This is a genomic window from Streptomyces sp. NPDC059355 (genome assembly GCF_042752335.1).
In the GTDB taxonomy this organism is placed as follows: Bacteria; Actinomycetota; Actinomycetes; order Streptomycetales; family Streptomycetaceae; genus Streptomyces.
On record NZ_JBHYXN010000040.1, the window covers coordinates 1 to 18,906 of the forward strand.

14 protein-coding genes are annotated in these 18,906 nt (G+C 71.2%); 2 read left to right on the forward strand and 12 right to left on the reverse strand.

Annotated elements, in window-relative coordinates:
* From ACFXGI_RS29680 to nrdR, 6 genes are all read right to left on the reverse strand, one after another.
* Positions 1–193, reverse strand: a 193-nt coding sequence (locus ACFXGI_RS29680; protein WP_384713097.1) for an ADP-ribosylglycohydrolase family protein, incomplete at its 3' end; no start/stop codon positions are given.
* A gap of 11 nt (positions 194–204) precedes the next feature.
* On the reverse strand, positions 205–864 hold the full coding sequence (locus tag ACFXGI_RS29685) for a histidine phosphatase family protein (protein ID WP_384713100.1): 660 nt from the start codon (positions 862–864) through the stop codon (positions 205–207).
* Positions 865–936: 72 nt separating this feature from the next.
* On the reverse strand, positions 937–1,542 hold the full coding sequence (locus tag ACFXGI_RS29690; RefSeq protein WP_030859610.1) for a YdbC family protein: 606 nt from the start codon (positions 1,540–1,542) through the stop codon (positions 937–939).
* Between the two features lie 32 nt (positions 1,543–1,574).
* On the reverse strand, positions 1,575–2,426 hold the full coding sequence (locus ACFXGI_RS29695) for an arylamine N-acetyltransferase (RefSeq protein WP_384713103.1): 852 nt from the start codon (positions 2,424–2,426) through the stop codon (positions 1,575–1,577).
* 244 nt (positions 2,427–2,670) lie between these two features.
* Positions 2,671–5,559: a vitamin B12-dependent ribonucleotide reductase gene (locus ACFXGI_RS29700; RefSeq protein ID WP_384713106.1), complete on the reverse strand. Its 2,889-nt coding sequence runs from the start codon at positions 5,557–5,559 to the stop codon at positions 2,671–2,673.
* A 132-nt stretch (positions 5,560–5,691) separates the two neighbouring features.
* A complete protein-coding gene (gene nrdR / locus ACFXGI_RS29705; RefSeq protein WP_384713109.1) occupies positions 5,692–6,204 on the reverse strand; it encodes a transcriptional regulator NrdR in 513 nt (170 codons plus the stop codon).
* A gap of 472 nt (positions 6,205–6,676) precedes the next feature.
* Here nrdR and lexA point away from each other — a divergent pair, with 472 nt between their 5' ends.
* Positions 6,677–7,468: a transcriptional repressor LexA gene (gene lexA / locus ACFXGI_RS29710; RefSeq protein WP_030859621.1), complete on the forward strand. Its 792-nt coding sequence runs from the start codon at positions 6,677–6,679 to the stop codon at positions 7,466–7,468.
* A 117-nt stretch (positions 7,469–7,585) separates the two neighbouring features.
* On the opposite strand, the gene ACFXGI_RS29715 is transcribed toward lexA, so the two are convergent.
* The 5 genes from ACFXGI_RS29715 to ACFXGI_RS29735 form a co-directional block, all read right to left on the reverse strand.
* Entirely contained in the window at positions 7,586–9,556 is a 1,971-nt protein-coding gene (locus ACFXGI_RS29715; RefSeq protein ID WP_384713112.1) for an ATP-dependent DNA helicase, read from the reverse strand.
* Positions 9,557–9,608: 52 nt separating this feature from the next.
* The gene (locus ACFXGI_RS29720; protein WP_384713115.1) at positions 9,609–11,495 is read right to left on the reverse strand and encodes an IucA/IucC family protein; all 1,887 of its coding nucleotides are present in this window, start codon (positions 11,493–11,495) and stop codon (positions 9,609–9,611) included.
* An 81-nt stretch (positions 11,496–11,576) separates the two neighbouring features.
* A complete protein-coding gene (locus ACFXGI_RS29725) occupies positions 11,577–12,308 on the reverse strand; it encodes a GNAT family N-acetyltransferase (RefSeq protein ID WP_384713118.1) in 732 nt (243 codons plus the stop codon).
* Positions 12,309–12,314: 6 nt separating this feature from the next.
* Positions 12,315–14,207 (reverse strand): IucA/IucC family protein, encoded by a 1,893-nt coding sequence (locus ACFXGI_RS29730; protein ID WP_384713121.1) that lies wholly within the window; start codon positions 14,205–14,207, stop codon positions 12,315–12,317.
* 16 nt (positions 14,208–14,223) lie between these two features.
* Entirely contained in the window at positions 14,224–15,600 is a 1,377-nt protein-coding gene (locus tag ACFXGI_RS29735) for a diaminobutyrate--2-oxoglutarate transaminase family protein (RefSeq protein ID WP_384713124.1), read from the reverse strand.
* Between the two features lie 320 nt (positions 15,601–15,920).
* Here ACFXGI_RS29735 and ACFXGI_RS29740 point away from each other — a divergent pair, with 320 nt between their 5' ends.
* Positions 15,921–17,099, forward strand: coding sequence for a hypothetical protein (locus ACFXGI_RS29740; protein WP_384713127.1), 1,179 nt, complete (start codon positions 15,921–15,923; stop codon positions 17,097–17,099).
* Between the two features lie 207 nt (positions 17,100–17,306).
* Here ACFXGI_RS29740 and hflX read toward each other — a convergent pair whose 3' ends face one another.
* The gene (gene hflX / locus ACFXGI_RS29745) at positions 17,307–18,812 is read right to left on the reverse strand and encodes a GTPase HflX (protein ID WP_384713130.1); all 1,506 of its coding nucleotides are present in this window, start codon (positions 18,810–18,812) and stop codon (positions 17,307–17,309) included.
* Between the last annotated feature and the right edge of the window lie 94 nt (positions 18,813–18,906).

An 18,906-nucleotide genomic window follows, 5' to 3' on the forward strand; every position in this document is an offset into this window, starting at 1 on the left:
CCACCGAGCAGGCCATCTCGGTGTCGTCGGTCCACTGCCAGGTCTCGCCGCCGACGGGCAGCTCGCGGCGCTTGAGGAGGGGGTAGTTCACGGGGACGAAGTACTGGGAGCCCAGGGCGTCACCCAGGGCCAGCCCGCGGAGGCTGGCCATGGCGCGTGCATAGCGCCTTTCGGAAACGGAGTCAGCGGTCATCCCGCGTCAGTTTAGCCGTCCAGGTCATAAGGCTCCGGTGTGGTCCACCTCTCAAATGGGCGGTCCATGCGGTAGCGGCCGTCCGGACCCAGCAGGAGCACCCTGAATTCACCGTTCCCGGGGTTGGACAGGGCCTCGAACTCGGACACCGACCAGTGGAACCAGCGCATGCAGAAGAGGCGCATCGTCAGCCCGTGCGTCACCAGCAGCACGTTCGGCGGGTGGTCCGGGGCCTCGAAGCTGCGGTAGAGGCTCTCCAGGAACGACCCGACCCGGTCGTAGACGTCCGCGCCGGACTCCCCCTGCGCGAAGCGGTAGAAGAAGTGCCCGTACGCGTCGCGGTACGCCTTCTGCAGCCGTACGTCGTCGCGGTCCTGCCAGTTCCCCCAGTCCTGCTCGCGCAGCCTCGGCTCCTCGCGCATCCGGACCCGCGCCGGGTCCAGCCGCAGTTCCCGGAAGGTCTGGAGGGTCCTGCGGTAGGGGGAGACGTACGCGCTGATGGCCTCGTCCCCGAACAGCTCGCGCAGCCGTTCGCCCGCTTCCGCGGCCTGCCCGCGACCCTGGTGGGTCAGCCGGAGGGCGTGGTCGGGTTCCCGTTCGTACACCGTGTCATCGGCATTGCCCTCCGATTCCCCGTGCCGGACAAGGACGATGCGCCGTGGTCGTGCCATCCCCCGACCCTATGCGGCGGCCGGCGGGCCGAGCACCCGGGCTCGCCGGTCGGCCCGCCGATCGTCGTACGGTCATACCGTCCAGGAGGGTTCGAGGTCGACGACGTCCCCGGTGAGGGCTTCCACGTCGGCCTCGGTCTGGGCGCGCAGCGAGAGCCGCTCGACCCGCTCCTGCCGGTACTTGCCGTGTTCGGCGGCGGCATGCCACATCGAGAGCACCAGGAACTCCCGGCCCGGGGCCTCCCCGAACAGGCCCCGGATCATTCCGGGTGAGCCGGCCATCGCCGGGTTCCACACCTTCTCCTGCATGAGGGCGAAGTGGTCCACGCGGCCCTCCCGCACCCGGGTGTGGGCGACCCGCACGACGTCCGCGTCGGTGAAGCGCGGCTCGAAGCCGGTCTTCACGTCGAAGCGGTGGTCGAAGAGCGTGACCCGCGCGTTCGTGTAAGTCCCGGTCTGGGACGCGGCCAGCCGGTCGTGCGAACGGGCCATGAAGGAGTCGTAGAAGGAACGGCTCTCCCAAAACGCGAAGACATGCGCGACCCCCTGCCGCCCCCGGCTCCAACCGCCGCCCTGTCCCCGGAATCCCGGCTCGCCAGGCAGCCCCGCCCATTTACGCTGCCCGCGCTCGAACCCGCGTCGGTCCGTCACCGTGCAGCGAATCCACTTGACCAGCACCGCGCCATCGTACGGGCCCGGCGCGGCCCCGGTCAGTCCCCAGCGCGGTTGATCCGCACCAGTTCCTCCGCATCCCGCCCAGACAGCCGAAGCCCGAACTCCCGGTCGAGCAGCGCGAGCAGCTCGTCGGGCTCCACGAAGCGCCGCTCGACCCGCCCGTCGGCGTGCAGCCGGTTGAGCTCCCGGCCCACGAGCGCCCGGCGGACGGGGTGGTGGACGGAGTCGCCCGGGTGCTGGACGATCACCCGCCCGACGAAGACGGACCGGGGGTGGGTGGAGCTGTAGTGGTTGAGCAGGACGTAGTCGACGGGGTGGTAGCGCTGCGGGGAGAACGCGTACAGGTCCCGCCAGATGCCCTCGCGCAGGATGGACAGCGCGAGGATCCCCTCGTCCTCCTCGCGGACGGCGTACGTCCACTCCTCCTGCACCACTTCGGCTCCGGGCCGCGTGAGCGGGACGGGCTCGCGCGGCCCCTGGTGGCCGAACCCGGCGTCGCACAGCCAGGGTTCGCCCTCGACGGTGACGACGAGGACGGCGTGCGTCACCGCGAGCAGGGTGTCCCCCCGGGTGCGGTTGCGGGCGCCGCGCCCGGAGACCTCGAAGCCGATCCGCTCCAGGGCGGCGGCCAGCAGCGAGTTCTGCTCGTAGCAGTAGCCGCCCCGGCGGCCGTGCACGAGCTTGTCCTCCAGAGCCTTGACACCCAGCTCGACGGGGCGGCCGAGCAGCACGTCCAGGTTCTCGAAGGCGATGGCACCGGTGTGGGCCCGGTGCACTGCGTACAACGTCCCGAGGTCCGGCCGGAGTTCCCCGTCCTCCCCGACCGGTCCGTCGTATCCGATCCGTGCCAGATAGGCATCCAGATCCAGCAGCTCACCGCTCCACATGTCTCCCCGTCTCCCTCCGCCCCGGCCGCCCTCTCGGCTCCCGGCACATTCCGCGCGACGGCGCTTGCCCGCCCACACCATGATCTCCATGACCGTCCCGCACACCAACCCGCACCGAGGAGGATCCGGCCGGCGTCGCGGCGCCGGCCGCGCGGCACGACGTACGGAATACGCCGAAGCGGGGACCGGCACGATGTGCCGGTCCCCGCTTCGTCAGCCGCTCAAGAAGCGGCGTTCAGCCGTGTCAGCTGCAGCCGCTGGTCGAGCCGCAGCCCTCGCAGATGTAGCAGGAGCCGGCGCGCTGCATCTTCGTACCGCACGAGAAGCAGAGCGGGGCGTCGGCAGAGACGCCGAGCTGCATCTCGACCAGTTCGGCGTTGGAGTGCGCCGTCCTCGGGGCCTGGATCTCGACGACCGCGACCGGCTTCGGCACCGCCGGGACGGCGGCCAGCGGGGCCGACTGGGCCAGGGACTCCGTGTCGAGGTCCTCCTCGAGCGGCTCGTACGAGCCGGTGTCCAGGTGGCGCTGACGCTCCTCGGCGGTGTGGATGCCGAGCGCTGAGCGGGTCTCGAAGGGCAGGAAGTCCAGCGCCAGGCGACGGAAGATGTAGTCGACGATCGACTGCGCCATCCGCACGTCCGGGTCGTCCGTCATGCCGGCCGGCTCGAAGCGCATGTTCGTGAACTTCGAGACGTACGTCTCCAGCGGGACGCCGTACTGCAGACCGACCGAGACGGCGATCGAGAAGGCGTCCATCATGCCCGCGAGGGTCGAGCCCTGCTTGGACATCTTCAGGAAGACCTCGCCCAGGCCGTCGTCCGGGTAGGAGTTCGCGGTCATGTAGCCCTCGGCGCCACCCACGGTGAAGGAGGTGGTGATGCCCGGGCGGCCCTTGGGGAGGCGCTTGCGGACGGGGCGGTACTCGATGACCTTCTCGACCGCCGCGCGGATGGTGTCCTCCGCCTTGGCGGTGACCTCCACCTTCACCTCTTCCTTCTTCTTCGCGGAGAGGGGCTGGCCGACCTTGCAGTTGTCGCGGTAGATCGCGAGCGCCTTGACGCCCATCTTCCACGCCTCGAAGTAGATCTCCTCGATCTCCTCGACGGTCGCCGTCTCCGGCATGTTGACCGTCTTCGAGATCGCGCCGGAGATCCAGGGCTGGATCGCGGCCATCATGCGGACGTGGCCCATCGCGGAGATGGAACGCTCGCCCATCGCGCAGTCGAAGACCGAGTAGTGCTCGGTCTTCAGACCCGGGGCGTCGACGACCACGCCGTGCTCGGCGATGTGGGCGACGATCGCCTCGATCTGCTCCTCCTGGTAGCCCAGGCGGCGCAGGGCCTGCGGGACGGTGCCGTTGACGATCTGCATCGAGCCGCCGCCGACGAGCTTCTTGAACTTGACCAGGGCCAGGTCCGGCTCGACACCGGTGGTGTCGCAGGACATCGCGAGACCGATGGTGCCGGTCGGCGCGAGGACGGAGGCCTGGGAGTTGCGGAAGCCGTTCTTCTCGCCGAGGCGCAGGACGTCCTGCCAGGCCTCGGTGGCCGCGGCCCAGATCGAGTTGTCCAGGTCGTCGGTGCGCGGCGCGACGGCATTGGCGTCGGCGTGCTGCTTCATGACGCGCTTGTGCGCCTCGGCGTTGCGGGCGTAGCCGTCGTACGGGCCGACGATGGAGGCCAGCTCGGCGGAGCGCTTGTACGCGGTGCCGGTCATCAGCGAGGTGATCGACGCGGCGAGGGTGCGGCCGCCGTCCGAGTCGTACGCGTGGCCGGTCGCCATCAGCAGGGCGCCGAGGTTGGCGTAGCCGATGCCCAGCTGGCGGAAGGCGCGGGTGTTCTCGCCGATCTTCTGCGTCGGGAAGTCCGCGAAGCAGATGGAGATGTCCATCGCGGTGATGACGAGCTCGACGACCTTGGCGAAGCGCTCGGCGTCGAAGGACTGGTTGCCCTTGCCGTCGTCGTTCAGGAACTTCATCAGGTTCAGCGAGGCGAGGTTGCAGGACGTGTTGTCCAGGTGCATGTACTCGCTGCACGGGTTCGACGCGGTGATGCGGCCGGACTCGGGGCAGGTGTGCCAATTGTTGATCACACCGTCGTACTGGATGCCCGGGTCGGCGCAGGCCCACGCGGCCTCGGCCAGCTTGCGGAAGAGCGCCTTGGCGTCGACCTTCTCGATGACCTCGCCGGTCATGCGGGCGCGCAGGCCGAACTCGGTGCCGTTCTCGACGGCCGTCATGAACTCGTCGTTCACGCGGACGGAGTTGTTGGCGTTCTGGTACTGGACGGACGTGATGTCGTCGCCGCCCAGGTCCATGTCGAAGCCCGCGTCGCGCAGGGCGCGGATCTTCTCCTCTTCCTTCACCTTGGTGGCGATGAAGTCCTCGACGTCCGGGTGGTCCACGTCCAGGACGACCATCTTGGCCGCGCGGCGGGTGGCGCCGCCCGACTTGATCGTTCCGGCGGACGCGTCGGCGCCGCGCATGAAGGAGACCGGACCGGAGGCGTTGCCGCCGGAGGAGAGGAGCTCCTTGGAGGAGCGGATGCGGGAGAGGTTCAGGCCGGCGCCGGAGCCGCCCTTGAAGATCATGCCCTCTTCCTTGTACCAGTCGAGGATCGACTCCATGGAGTCGTCGACGGCGAGGATGAAGCAGGCGGAGACCTGCTGCGGCTGGGGCGTGCCGACGTTGAACCACACCGGGGAGTTGAAGCTGAAGATCTGGTGCAGGAGGGCGTAGGTCAGCTCGTGCTCGAAGATCTCCGCGTCGGCGGGGGACGCGAAGTAGTCGTAGTCCTCGCCGGCCTTCGTGTACGTCTTCACGATGCGGTCGATGAGCTGCTTGAGACCGGTCTCGCGCTGCGGGGTGCCGACCGCGCCGCGGAAGTACTTGCTGGTGACGATGTTGACCGCGTTGACCGACCAGAAGTCGGGGAACTCGACGCCACGCTGCTCGAAGTTCACCGACCCGTCACGCCAGTTGGTCATGACGACGTCACGGCGCTCCCAGCTCACCTCGTCGTACGGGTGCACGCCGGGGGTGGTGTGGATGCGCTCGATCCGAAGGCCGCTCTTGGCAGTCTTGGTCCCCTTGGCGCGGGAACCTCGTGCCGAGCCGCTCGCCGTCTCTGTCATGCCGCTTCCTCCCATATGCGGGCAAAAACGCCCTAAAGTGCCAGCGTTATTCCGCGGCACGGCCTGTCTTGTATCTACGTTTCCTCGCCTGGCTGTCCCGGGCTGCGGCCGCGCTGCGCTGCGGCCGCCCGGTCAGTCGGCGGCGGAGGCGGGCACGGGGACCGGAACGGTCCCCCTGGGCTCGCACTCTTGGGGGTGGGACCGCGGCACGCGGAGTTCCGCGATGGCGGTCTCGAAGTCTTCGAGCGTGTCGAACGCCTTGTAAACGGACGCGAACCGCAGGTACGCGACCAGGTCGAGCTCCTGCAACGGGCCGAGTATGGCCAGACCCACGTCGTGGGTGGTCAGCTCGGCGCTCCCGGTGGCGCGCACCGCCTCCTCGACCCGCTGGCCGAGCTTGGCGAGGGCGTCCTCGGTGACCGGCCGCCCCTGGCACGCCTTGCGTACGCCGGAGATGACCTTGGTACGACTGAAGGGTTCGGTCACCCCGCTGCGCTTGATCACCATCAGCGAGGCCGTCTCCACCGTCGTGAAACGACGGGAGCAGTCGGGGCACTGACGGCGCCGGCGGATCGACGTGCCGTCGTCCGTTGTGCGGCTGTCGACGACGCGGCTGTCAGGGTGCCTGCAGAAGGGGCAGTGCATGGTTCCCTCACCCTCCCTCTTGGCACGACCGGATCACCTCGCGGAGCCCCTGAACGACCGGGACGGGTCTCGGTCGGGGGCTCTCGAAGCAGCCACCAGCATATGCGATGCCGAGGGCCTCGGTGGACCGGGGACCACAACTTCTGGGCGGCAGCGCTCATCCAACCACTAGATCTTGGGTTGTGGTGGATTTACTTCGGTCCGCGTGTCGCCGCGCACGATGCCCGGACGGAGGCCTTCCCGGTGCCACACTGGGCACAGGACCGGAAGGTGGCGATCCGAGCGGGAAGGGTACCGTAAACAGCGGACGCCGGACCGAACCCGCGTTCGGCGGACCGATCGTCCATACACCCCTTGATGTGCCCAGGTTGGACGATCCGCAATTTTTCACTCGAACGTGTGTTTGGCGCAACCTTTCGAAAGCAACTACCGTTGTCCAGCTAGGGAGAACATTTCGAGAGGGGCCGCCGACGTGACCACCACCGCAGACAGTGCCACCATCACTGCCCAGAACCGCTCCCAGAGCCGACTCGAGCCGGTGCATCCCATGAACGACGCAAGTCTGAACCCGGAGCCTGAGCCCGCGCGCCCCGCGCGCTCGCTGCCAGGCCGACCTCCAGGCATCCGCGCCGACAGCTCCGGGCTCACGGACAGGCAGCGGAGGGTCATCGAGGTCATCCGCGACTCGGTGCAGCGGCGCGGCTACCCGCCGTCGATGCGGGAGATCGGCCAGGCGGTCGGCCTGTCCAGCACGTCGTCGGTGGCCCACCAGCTGATGGCCCTGGAGCGCAAGGGCTTCCTGCGCCGGGACCCGCACCGCCCCCGGGCGTACGAGGTCCGCGGCTCCGACCAGCCCAGCTCGCAGCCCACGGACACCACCGGCAAGCCCGCCGCCTCGTACGTGCCCCTGGTCGGCCGGATCGCGGCCGGCGGCCCGATCCTCGCCGAGGAGTCGGTGGAGGACGTGTTCCCGCTCCCCCGCCAGCTCGTCGGCGACGGCGAGCTCTTCGTCCTCAAGGTCGTCGGCGACTCGATGATCGAGGCCGCCATCTGCGACGGGGACTGGGTCACGGTCCGCCGCCAGCCGGTCGCGGAGAACGGCGACATCGTGGCCGCGATGCTCGACGGCGAGGCCACGGTCAAGCGCTTCAAGCGCGAGGACGGGCACGTCTGGCTGCTCCCGCACAACGCCGCCTACCAGCCGATCCCCGGTGACGAGGCGACCATCCTCGGCAAGGTCGTCGCGGTACTGCGCCGCGTCTGACCTCTCGCCGCTTCCTAGCCAGCCCCCGGGACCCACTGCGCCGGTCCCGGGGGTTGTTTCGTACCCCGGGCCGGCGGCGGAACCGCTCGGACTGCTTTCGTGCCACCTGCCGACGGGCTACTTGCCGTCGGCCGTGGCCTTCGCGTCGATCGCGGCCAGAGAGCGGCGAGCCTGGTTGCGGTCCGTGGTGTACCAGAAGTCCGGCAGCGTGGCCCGCAGGAAGCTCCCGTACCGGGCCGTGGCCAGCCGGGGGTCCAGGACCGCGACGACACCACGGTCGCCGGTGGCCCGTACGAGCCGACCCGCACCCTGGGCCATCAGCAGCGCGGCATGCGTGGCCGCCACGGCCATGAAGCCGTTGCCCCCGTGCTCCTCGACCGACTTCTGCCGGGCGCTCATCAGCGGATCGTCAGGGCGTGGGAACGGGATGCGGTCCATCACCACGAGCTGGCAGCTCGGGCCGGGCACGTCCACGCCCTGCCAGAGCGACAGGGTCCCGAACAGGCAGGTCTTCGGGTCGGCCGCGAACGCCTTGATCAGCTCGCCCAGCGTCTCCTCGCCCTGGAGCAGGATCGGGTTGTCAAGCCGGCCGCGCAGCTCCTCGGCGGCGGCCTTGGCACCCCGCATCGAGGAGAACAGACCGAGCGTGCGGCCGCCGGCGGCCTCGATCAGTTCGGCGAGCTCGTCCATCATGTCGCCCCGTGTGCCCTCCCGGCCGGGAGTGGCCAGGTGCTTCGCGACGTAGAGGATGCCCTGCTTGGGGTAGTCGAACGGCGAGCCCACGTCCAGGCCCTTCCAGACCGGGGCGTCCTCCGCCTCGACCCCTTCGGGAGACAGGCCCAGCGAGGCCGCGACCCCGTTGAAGTCGCCGCCCAGCTTGAGGGTCGCCGAGGTCAGGACCACGGAGCGGTCCTCGAACAGCTTCTCGCGCAGCAGCCCGGACACCGACAGCGGGGCGACCCGCAGGGTGGCCCCGAAGCGGTCGTGCCGCTCGTACCAGACGACGTCGTACTCGGAGCCGAGCAGGATCCGCTCGGCCACCCCGTGGACGCTCTCCACCGCGGCCAGGGCCTGCTTGCGGACGGCGTCCTCGTCGTGGACGGACTTGTCGCGGGTCGCACCCATGGCGGAGATGACATTGCGCGCGGCGTCCCGCAGGGCCGCCAGTGCGTACCCGAGGTCCTCGGGAACCTCCACCAGTCGGCCCGGAAGGGCCAGCTCCATGACCCGCTCGAACGATTCGGACGCGGTCTGGAGCGAGTCAGCCGTCTTCTCGTCGACCAGCTTGGCCGCGCGCTTCACGGCGCGGTTGACCTGGCCGGGGGTGAGCTCACCGGTGGCGACCCCGGTCACCCGGGAGACCAGTTCGTGCGCCTCGTCCACGATCAGCACCTCGTGCTGCGGCAGCACCGGGGCGCCCTCGATGGCGTCGATGGCGAGCAGTGCGTGGTTGGTGACGACCACGTCGGCCAGCTTGGCCCGCTCGCGGGCGGCCTCGGCGAAGCACTCGGCGCCGTACGCGCACTTCGTCGCGCCCAGGCACTCCCGGGAGGAGACGGAGATCTGCGCCCAGGCCTTGTCGGAGACACCGGGCGTCAGGTCGTCCCGGTCGCCGGTCTCCGTCTCGTCGGCCCAGTCGCGCAGGCGCAGCAGGTCCTGGCCCAGCTTGCTGGTGGGGGCGGCGGCCTCGAACTGGTCGAAGAGGCCCTCCTCCTCGTCCTGCGGCGCGCCTTCGTGCAGCCGGTGCAGGCACAGGTAGTTGGACCGGCCCTTGAGCATGGCGAACTGCGGGCGGCGGCGCAGCTGCGGATGCAGTGCGTCCACCGTCCGGGGCAGGTCGCGCTCGACGAGCTGTCGCTGGAGGGCGAGGGTGGCGGTGGCCACGACCACGCGCTCGCCGTGCGCGAGAGCCGGCACCAGGTAGCCGAGGGACTTGCCGGTGCCGGTGCCGGCCTGGATGAGCCGGTGCGTGTTGTCGTCGATCGCTTCGGCGACGGCTTCGGCCATGGCCACCTGGCCGGGCCGCTCCGAGCCGCCGACGGCGGAGACGGCGGCGTGCAGGAGGTCGGGGAGGGAGGGCTTCGTCATAGCAATGACAACCCTACGGGGCGCCACCGACAGTGACCGCCACGACGGTGATTCATGGGTGGTACAAGGGGTTGGGCACGCTGCCGTACTCCACCGCGTGCGGGCGGTCGGGACGGTCGCGGTAACCGTCCTCGTACAGCCGGTTCCGGTTCAGGCAGAGCCGTCCGATCCGCTCGCCGAGGAGGTCGAAGAGCTCGTGGCGCTCCTTGAGCTCGGGGAAGCGGGCCTGATGGCGCAGGATCTCCGCCCGTACGAGCGCCCAGAAATCCGGCTCCGGGACACCGAGGCGGTCCTCGCACAGGGCGGAGAGGTAGCGGAAGACGCCGACGAACAGACCGGAGTGGATGTACTGGGGCAGGAAGTCCGCGGGCTTGTCGCCCAGCGCGGCACGCACCTCGGCGGGAACGCCGGCGAGCTCGGGCAGCGGCTCGCGGCAGATGTTGACCTCGCCCACGAAGTCCTTGAGGGCGAGCCGGACCGGCACCTCGCGCTCATCGAAGATCACGGTGGTGTTCTCGCCGTGCGGGGAGAAGACGGTGCCGTAGCGGTAGAGGAAGTGGAGCAGCGGGGGCAGCAGGGCGGAGAAGAGCCGCTGGAGCCAGGCGGCCGGGGTGAGGCCGGACCGGGCGACGAGCTCGGCGGTGAAGGACCGGCCGCGCGCGTCGACGTGGAGGAGCGAGGCGAGCGTACGGGCCCGCTCACCGGGGGCGAGCCGGCCGGTCAGCGGCTCGCGCCAGATCGCCCCGAGGAGTTCCTTGTACTGGTACGGAGCATCGGGGAGCTCGTCGTAGACGGGGTGGCGCACGGTGACCGAGGCGACCTCGCCGAGGAGGACCACGCGGCATTCCTCGTGGAGGAAGGGGTCTGCGTCGTGGAGCGAGCGGATCCAGGCGGTGACGGCGGGGGCGGCTGCGGACTGGTCGGAGGGCAGGCCGCGCCAGACGAGGGTGTTGAAGACGGAGAGCGGCAGTTTGACGCTGTGCCGGTCGGGGCGGGTGAGGTTGAGGAAGGTGCGGATCGACTGCTGCGGGATGCGTAGGTCGGGGTCGGCGGGGAGCGGGACCAGGGCGCCCGAGGCCAGGGCCGGGGCAAAGAGGGGGAGCACGATCTCGTCCCACTGCCAGGGGTGGACCGGGAGGTAGAGGTAGCCGAGGGGGTCGAGGCCGCGGGCGCGCAGGGTCCGGTCGAAGGCGGCGCGGGTGACGGGGTCGAGCTCCTGGCCGTAGAGGCGCGCCGGGTCCTCCAGGCCGTCCGTGCCGCGGTAGGCGGCGAGGGAGGTGTGGACGGCGAGCCAGGGCAGCCGCTGGCGGGTGCGGGCCTCGGGGGCCCAGGAGGCGGTGTCGGCGGCGGACAGTCCTATGCGGCCCTTGTTGAGGACGAGCCAGGGGTGGCCGGTCTGGTGGCCTTCGAGCTCGGCGTGGTCGAGATCGGCGAGGACGTCGGCGGTGAGCGCGGTGTGGTCGATGCGGGCGTCGGCGGCGAGGGTGGCGCTCAGCTCGCGGACGAGGTGGCCGAGGGTGGAGCCGTCGAGGCCGAGGAGGGTCCGGGTGCGCAGGAGGAAGGCGTACGGGTCGCCGAAGGCCGTCGGGGGCTCGGTGGACGGGGGCGGCGGCGGCGGCGTGAGCGTGATGGTGTCGGGGGCGACGTGCCAGCTGCCGTACGCGCGGCGGCGGGCCCGGAAGCCGAGGCTGCTGCCGTCGTCGAGGGTCAGCTGCCAGGCGTCGCCGTCGGCGGTGGCCGGGGCGGGGGCCTGGAGGGGGCTGATGATCTCCTCGTAGGCGAACTCCGCCAGCATCTTGGCGAGCAGCCGTCGGGCGGCGGACTCCCAGGTGGCGGTGGTGAGTTCGGGGGGCGTGCAGGGGTGTTGGGGGGATGACGGAACGAAGGCTTCCGCGAACTGGGGGCCGGCGGAGTCGGGAGTGGCGGGGAAATTCGGCACGGGACTCCTCGGGATCGGGAACTTTGCTGCGCGACGCAGAGTTTTCGAAGGGTGAGGCGTGGACGGGGAGGCTCGGATGGATCAGATGAGATTGCGCAGGGCCCGCTCGCGGATCATCAGCGCGGCCCGCTTCCCGGGGAGGTCGATCTCCGCGGAACAGCGGAATCCGGAGTTGAGGAAGGCTGATACGGAGGGGGTGTTGCGGATGTCCGGTTCGGCGATGACGCGGGTGCAGCGGGGGCGGTTGTCGAGCACCAGGTCGGCGACGGCGCGCAGCAGGGCCGTGCCCAGACCGCGGCCGCGGTTCGCGCCGTCCCCGATGAGCAGGTGGATACCCGTGTCGTGGGGGCGCGCCGGGTAGTGGCGGGAGAGCGGGTCGAGGTCGGCCCGGTAGATCTCCCAGTAGCTCATCGGCGTGCCGTCGAGGAGGCCCAGGCAGGGGATGCTGTGGCCGTTCCCGTCGAGCTGGGTCCGTACGTGGGCTGCGGTGACGGCGGCGGGACCGGCGAGCTCCCAGTACGTGGCCACCTCGGGGTCGTTCATCCAGCCGGCCAGCAGCTCCAGGTCGCGGCCGAGCCGTACGGGTTCGAGGCGGAAGGACCCGGCCCGGGTGTCGGCAGCGCCCCAGCCGGACGGGGAGTCGAGCAGTTCGGCCTCGGCGAGCAGCGGCAGCACCCGGGCGGTGAGCCGCCGACCGGGGAGGCGGGCGCCGGTGGTGGCGGAGTCTGCGGTGGCGGTGGCGGTCGACGCATAGGCGGAGGTGGCCGCATAGGCGGAGGTGGCCGCATAGGTGGGTGTGTCGGTGGAGGGCATCGGCACTCAATCGTGAAGGGGGTTGGCGATGGTGACGTAGACGGACTGGGAGTCCACGGGGCCGACGAGCTCGTCGAGGCCGCCCAGGCGGGTGAGCAGGTTCGCCTTGCACCGCAGGGTGGGTGAGTCGAGCAGCCGTGCGGGGAGCGGTCCGACTCCGGAGGCCTTGGCGAGGAACCGGCGGAAGGCGGCGAGCAGGACCCGCTCGTCGGCGAGTTGCTGGGATCCGAAGGCGCCGATGAGGCCGAGCACGTTGTTGATGCCGAGGTAGTAGGCGAAGCGTTCGTCGGTGACGGCGTCGGAGACGAAGGTGTCGCTGGCACTGCCGATACCGGGGAGCCGGCGTTCCAGTTCCGCACGGCGGGAGGCGCGGAAGTAGTAGCCCTGGTTGTCGCGGTAGCGGCCGCCGACCGGCCAGCCGGCCGGGTCGAGGAGGACCAGCGTGTTCTGCTGGTGCGCTTCGAGGGCGATGCCGGCGAGCGCGTCGAAGGCGAGGATCGGCAGGACGACGTGGTCGAGGTAGCGCAGGAACCACTCGGCGGCGACGGCGGCGGTCGGGCGCCCGGTGGCGGCGGCGAGCCGGGAGACGGTCTCGGCGAGCCGGGAACGCATGGCGGTCCTGCCCGGCCACGGGCGGGACGAGGTGAGTGCGGCGATGCAGACGGCGTCGTCGTGGGAGCGGAAGGGGTTGTGCCGGAGCACGGCGTCGAGTCCGGGGACGGGGGTGCCGTCCGGGGCGTCGACGGCGATCCAGGCGGGGTCGCGCACGATGTCGAAGCCGGGGTGGGCCGCCTGCCACTGTTCCGCGAGGCCGGTGCGGAGCAGTCGGTGCACCTCGACGCCGCGGTGGAGTTCCTTGCGGAGGTTCTCGCGGCGCGAGTTGGTGATGCGCAGGCCCAGGGAGAGCTTGAGCATCGCGGGGGCGCCGGGGCGGTGGACGGTGCGGACGGAGGAGGTGGGGTGCCAGGGCTCGCCGAACGGGCCCAGGTCGTGCAGAAGTCCCGCGTCGCGGAGGGTCGCGACGGCGGGCCGCTGGAGCAGGTCGCGGGCCTGCCAGGGGTGCAGGGGAAGGGGGGTCGTGCCGTCGGGCAGCGGGAGACCGGGGGTGAGCCGGCCGAGGAGCCGTGCGGCGGAGACGGGGCGGCCGCGTTCGGTCCAGGCGGAGTCCGTGGCGAGGACGGAAGGGGCGACGGCGAGCCAGTGCAGGGGGAAGGAGCCGTGGAGTTCGGGTGAGTAGTGGCGGATCTCGGCTTCGGAGAGTCCTTCGCGGCTCTTCGGGTCCGGTTGAAGGGGGTGGCCGAGGAGGAGGGACTGTTCGGCGGTGAGGAAGAGGTCACCGGCGACGGGTGCGGGCGGGGTGGGCCGTTCGCGCCGGTCTGCGATGAACTCGGCGGTTCGGCGCACCGAATCGGCGACCCGGCCGACGAGGTCGGCGCCACCGCGGCCGTGGGCGTCGCCTTCGCGGGCGAGCAGTGAGGCGAGGGTGACGGCGTCCAGGACGGGGGCGTAGGCGGGCGCGCCTTCGAGCCGGGCGGGGCCGAAGCGGTGCCAGCCGGTGGCGGACCAGTACCGGACGACGACGAGCAGGGCGGTCCCGGACGCGGGCAGGGGGATGCGCAGCTGGCTCCCGGCAGCCGTGGCCGGGCGCTCGGTTCCGCTCTCCCGAACCCAGCACCTCAACAGGTTCTCCACGGCTGCGCCTTCGGCGGCGACGCCCGGATCAGGGTGGTCCAGTACCTCGGCCATCGCTCCGGCCCCGCCGCCGGTCCGGGCTCGCGGCACGCCGTCCAGCTGCCGCAGCACGCCGCCGGCGCTGCTCGGAGCGCTGGAACCGGGTGCGGGCCAGTGGGCGGCCGCGGAGTTCACCGTCGTCGTGGCGGAGTGGGGAGCTTCGGGCATGGCGGGGTCCTTGTGGTCAGTGGGGGTGGCGGGAGGCAGCCGCCGGGATGGCGTCCGACAGGCGGTCCAGGACCGCCGCGGCCTGGTCGTCGGTCAGGGTCAGCGGGGGCAGCAGGCGCACGACGCTGGAGTTGCGGCCGCCGAGTTCGACGATCAGACCGCGGTTCAGGCACTCCTGGCGGACCGCCGCGGCGAGGGCCTGGGCTGCGGCCCCGGTGTCCGGGTCGACGAGTTCGATGCCGATCATCAGGCCGCGGCCGCGGACCTCCCCGATGCAGGGGTGCGCGGAGGCCAGGCCGCGCAGCGCGGTCAGCATCCGCTCGCCCAGGGCCGCGGCACGCTCGGCGAGACGGTTCTTCCGTACGTACGCCAAGGTGGCCGTCCCGGCCGCCATCGCCAGTTGGTTGCCCCGGAAGGTGCCCGCATGGGCTCCCGGGGCCCAGACGTCCAGGCCCGACCGGTAGACGATCACCGCCAGCGGGAGGCTGCCGCCGATCGCCTTGGACAGGACCATCACGTCCGGTACCACCCCCGCATGGTCGACGCCCCAGAAGGCACCGGTGCGGCCCACACCCGTCTGCACCTCGTCCGCGATCAGCGGGATGCCCCGGGCCTGCGTGATCTCGCGCATCCGGCGCAGCCACGCGTCGGGGGCCGGGAAGACCCCGCCCTCCCCCTGCACCGGCTCGACGATCATCGCCGCGGGCGCCGGCACCCCGCCCTTGGGGTCGTCCAGCAGGCTCTCGGTCCAACGGGCACCGAGCCGCGCGCCCTCGGGACCGCCGACCCCGAACGGGCAGCGGAAGTCCTGGGGGAAGGGCAGCCGGGTCACCCGCACGTCCGGCGCTCCCCCCGAGGCGCCGAGGGCCCCTGCGGTCATCCCGTGGTAGGCCCCCGTGAAGGCCAGCAGTCCCGATCGTCCGGTGGCGGTCCGGACCAGCTTGAGCGCGGCCTCCACCGCATCCGTGCCGGCGGGCCCGCAGAACTGGATCCGGGCGTCGGCGGCCAGTTCCGGCGGGAGGCAGGCGAACAGCTCCGTGGTGAAGGCGTCTTTGACCGGGGTCGCGAGGTCCAGGACGTGCAGCGGGGCCCCCGAGTCCAGCACGTCTCGTACGGCTTCGAGCACCACGGGGTGGTTGTGTCCCAGGGCGAGGGTGCCGGCTCCGGAGAGGCAGTCCAGGTAGCGCCGCCCGTCCGCGCCCTCGATGGTCAGCCCCCGCGCGCGCACCGGGACGATGGGCAGCGAGCGCGCGTACGTCCGGGCCGCGGACTCCCGCATCGCCTGTCGCCGCAGGATGCCCTCCACCGCACCGGGCCCCACTGCCCGGCTCCCCTGCGGCGGCACCTGCGGCTGCACTTGCGCGGCAGCCGCGCCCTGCTCGGTCAAAGCCACGACTCTCGGACCTCCCGCACGGAGTGCTCCATCGGATTGCGCCTCGAACATGAACGCCGCCCCCCATCCCCCGTACGTACCAACGACGGTGGCGGCGGCGGATCACGGGTGGCCGCAAGATCCTTGTCCCGCCGGGACCTCGCCCCGGATTCGCCCGGGCTTCGCTGTGTCCCCCGGTTCCGGAACCGCGGCCCCGGGCTGTGCCGTCCCCAACGGCAGCGGCATAGTGGGGTGCTGAACTCGGGACACGCACCCCGCGTGTCCCTAGTACCTCAACTGCACCGCGTCTGACACCCGGAATCACCAGGGGGATTCACGACATGCGCCCGAACCGACCGGTCACCGCGATCCTGTGCGCGGCGGCACTCACCATGACCGCCGCGGCCTGCGGACCCGGCGACGGGGAGGCCGGCGGCGACGCCAAGCCGACCGTGGCGGCGAGCCTCCCGACCGAGGCCGACGGGACCATCAAGATCCCGGACCAGCTCAAGGAGAGGCTCAAGCAGCACGGCTTCGACCTGGACAAGTGGAAGGGGGGTGCGTGGAAGAACTGGAAGCAGGAGGACTGGCTCCGCGAGGCGGGCGACTACGTCAACCCGATCATCGAGGACCTGTGGAACCCGGACCGGATGCGTGAGGCCGACAAGACGCCGCAGCCCCCGGCCGTCGACCAGGACGCCGGCAAGGACCAGGGCGTCACGGACCCGACCCCGGCTCCGGTGCAGGCCAAGGCCGCCAACGCGCCGTACCACACCAGCGTTCCCGTATCCGGCAAGGTGTTCTTCGACGGCCCCGAGGGCTCCATGGTCTGCTCGGCGACCGTGGTGAAGGACCCGGCCCATCCGGGCAAGTCCAACATGGTCTGGACGGCCGGCCACTGCGTGCACGCGGGCAAGTCCGGCGGCTGGTACCGCAACATCGCCTTCGTCCCGTCGTACAACAACGCGGGCAAGCCGTCCGCCCAGCTCAAGGGCGCCCCGCGCGAGCAGGTGGCCCCGTACGGCGTGTGGTGGAGCGACTGGGCGCAGACCTCGGACCAGTGGATCGCGAACGGCGGTCCGACCGGTGGTGCGGGCGCCCCGTACGACTTCGCGGTGCTGCACGTGACCCCGGAGAAGAGCACCGGCAAGTCGCTGGAGGAGACCGTCGGCGCGGCGCTCCCGGTGGAGTTCAACGCCCCGGCGGTGCCGAAGGTCGCGGGCATCACGGCGACCGGCTACCCGGCGGCGGCTCCGTTCGACGGCCAGAAGGCCTTCCAGTGCACCGACAGGCCGGGCCGGCTGTCACTGGTCGCGAACTCCCCGGTGATGTACCGGATCGGCTGCACGATGACCGGCGGCTCCTCCGGCGGCGGCTGGGTGGCCGCGGGCAGTGACGGCAAACCGGCGCTGGTGTCGAACACCTCGATCGGCCCCGCCAAGGCGGGCTGGCTGGCCGGACCCCGGCTCGGCCCGGAAGCCAAGGGGATCTTCGACGCGGTGAGCGCCAAGTTCAAGTAGTCCCGCCCTAGGGGTGTCCGTAAAGTCCCGTCTGCCCCGCGACGCCCGGCACGCACTCTCGGCGCACCGAACGCCGCGGGACCGCCCTCCGGGCGCACGGCGCTACTTCGCGGACACCCCTTGGCACACGCAGAAACGGAGGGCCCCCTGCACCGCAGGGGGCCCTCCGCCTCGTCCGGTAGCCGCGTGCCGGCTACCGCTTGCCGCTTACTGCTTCGCCGGCACGTACGGCGCCAGGTCCGCCGCCAGTTCCTGGTGGACGCGCGCCTTCAGCAGCGTGCCCTCCGGGGTGTGCTCCTCGGAGATCACCTCGCCCTCGGCGTGCGCCCGGGCGATCAGCGAGCCACGCGTGTACGGCACCAGCGCCTCGACCTCGACCTCGGGCCGCGGCAGCTCGGAGTCGATGAGCGCCAGGAGCTCCGTGATGCCCTGTCCCGTGCGCGCCGAGACGGCGATGGAGTGCCGCTCGATGCGCAGGAGCCGCTGCAGTACGAGCGGGTCCGCGGCGTCGGCCTTGTTGATCACCACGATCTCGGGCACGTTGACCGCGCCTACCTCGCGGATGACCTCGCGGACCGCCGCCAGCTGCTCCTCCGGGGCCGGATGCGAGCCGTCCACGATGTGCAGGATGAGGTCGGAGTCGCCGACCTCCTCCATCGTGGAGCGGAACGCCTCGACCAGGTGGTGGGGCAGGTGCCGGACGAAGCCGACCGTGTCGGCCAGGGTGTAGATCCGGCCGGAGGGGGTCTCGGCCCGGCGCACGGTCGGGTCGAGGGTGGCGAACAGCGCGTTCTCCACCAGCACGCCCGCGCCCGTGAGGCGGTTGAGCAGCGAGGACTTGCCCGCGTTGGTGTAGCCGGCGATGGCGACCGAGGGCACCTTGTTGCGGCGCCGTTCCTGCCGCTTGATGTCGCGGCCGGTCTTCATCTCCGCGATCTCCCGGCGCATTTTCGCCATCTTCTCGCGGATCCGGCGCCGGTCGGTCTCGATCTTGGTCTCACCGGGGCCTCGGGTGGCCATGCCGCCACCGCCGCCGCCACCCATCTGCCGGGACAGCGAGGCACCCCAGCCGCGCAGTCGCGGCAGCATGTACTGCATCTGCGCGAGGGCGACCTGCGCCTTGCCCTCTCGGGACTTGGCGTGCTGGGCGAAGATGTCGAGGATCAGGGCGGTCCGGTCGACCACCTTGACCTTGACGACGTCCTCGAGGGCGATGAGCTGGCCGGGGCTGAGCTCACCGTCGCAGACGACGGTGTCGGCTCCGCTCTCCATCACGATGTCGCGCAGTTCGCGGGCCTTGCCCGAGCCGATGAAGGTGGCCGGGTCCGGCTTGTCACGGCGCTGGATCACACCGTCGAGTACGAGGGCGCCCGCCGTCTCGGCGAGGGCGGCGAGCTCCGCGAGGGAGTTGTCGGCGTCCTGCACCGTTCCGGAGGTCCACACGCCCACCAGCACCACGCGCTCCAGGCGCAGCTGCCGGTACTCGACCTCGGTGACGTCTTCGAGCTCGGTGGAGAGGCCGGCCACGCGGCGCAGTGCCGCGCGCTCGGAGCGCTCGAACTGCTCGCCGTCCCGGTCTCCGTCGACCTCGTGGCTCCAGGCGACGTCCTCTTCCATCAGGGCGTCGGCCCGAAGGCTCTCGGTGAAGCTCTGCGAGTCCGGCACGTCACGTGCGTCCCGCGCGTCCTGGGAAGGGGAAGAAGAGGAGGTCATTGGATCCTTACGTCGATATCGAATGCGGCACTCTCACGCACGGCCGTGGCCGGGCATGAGAGAGGCCTAACTCTGTCACGTCCAACGCGTCACG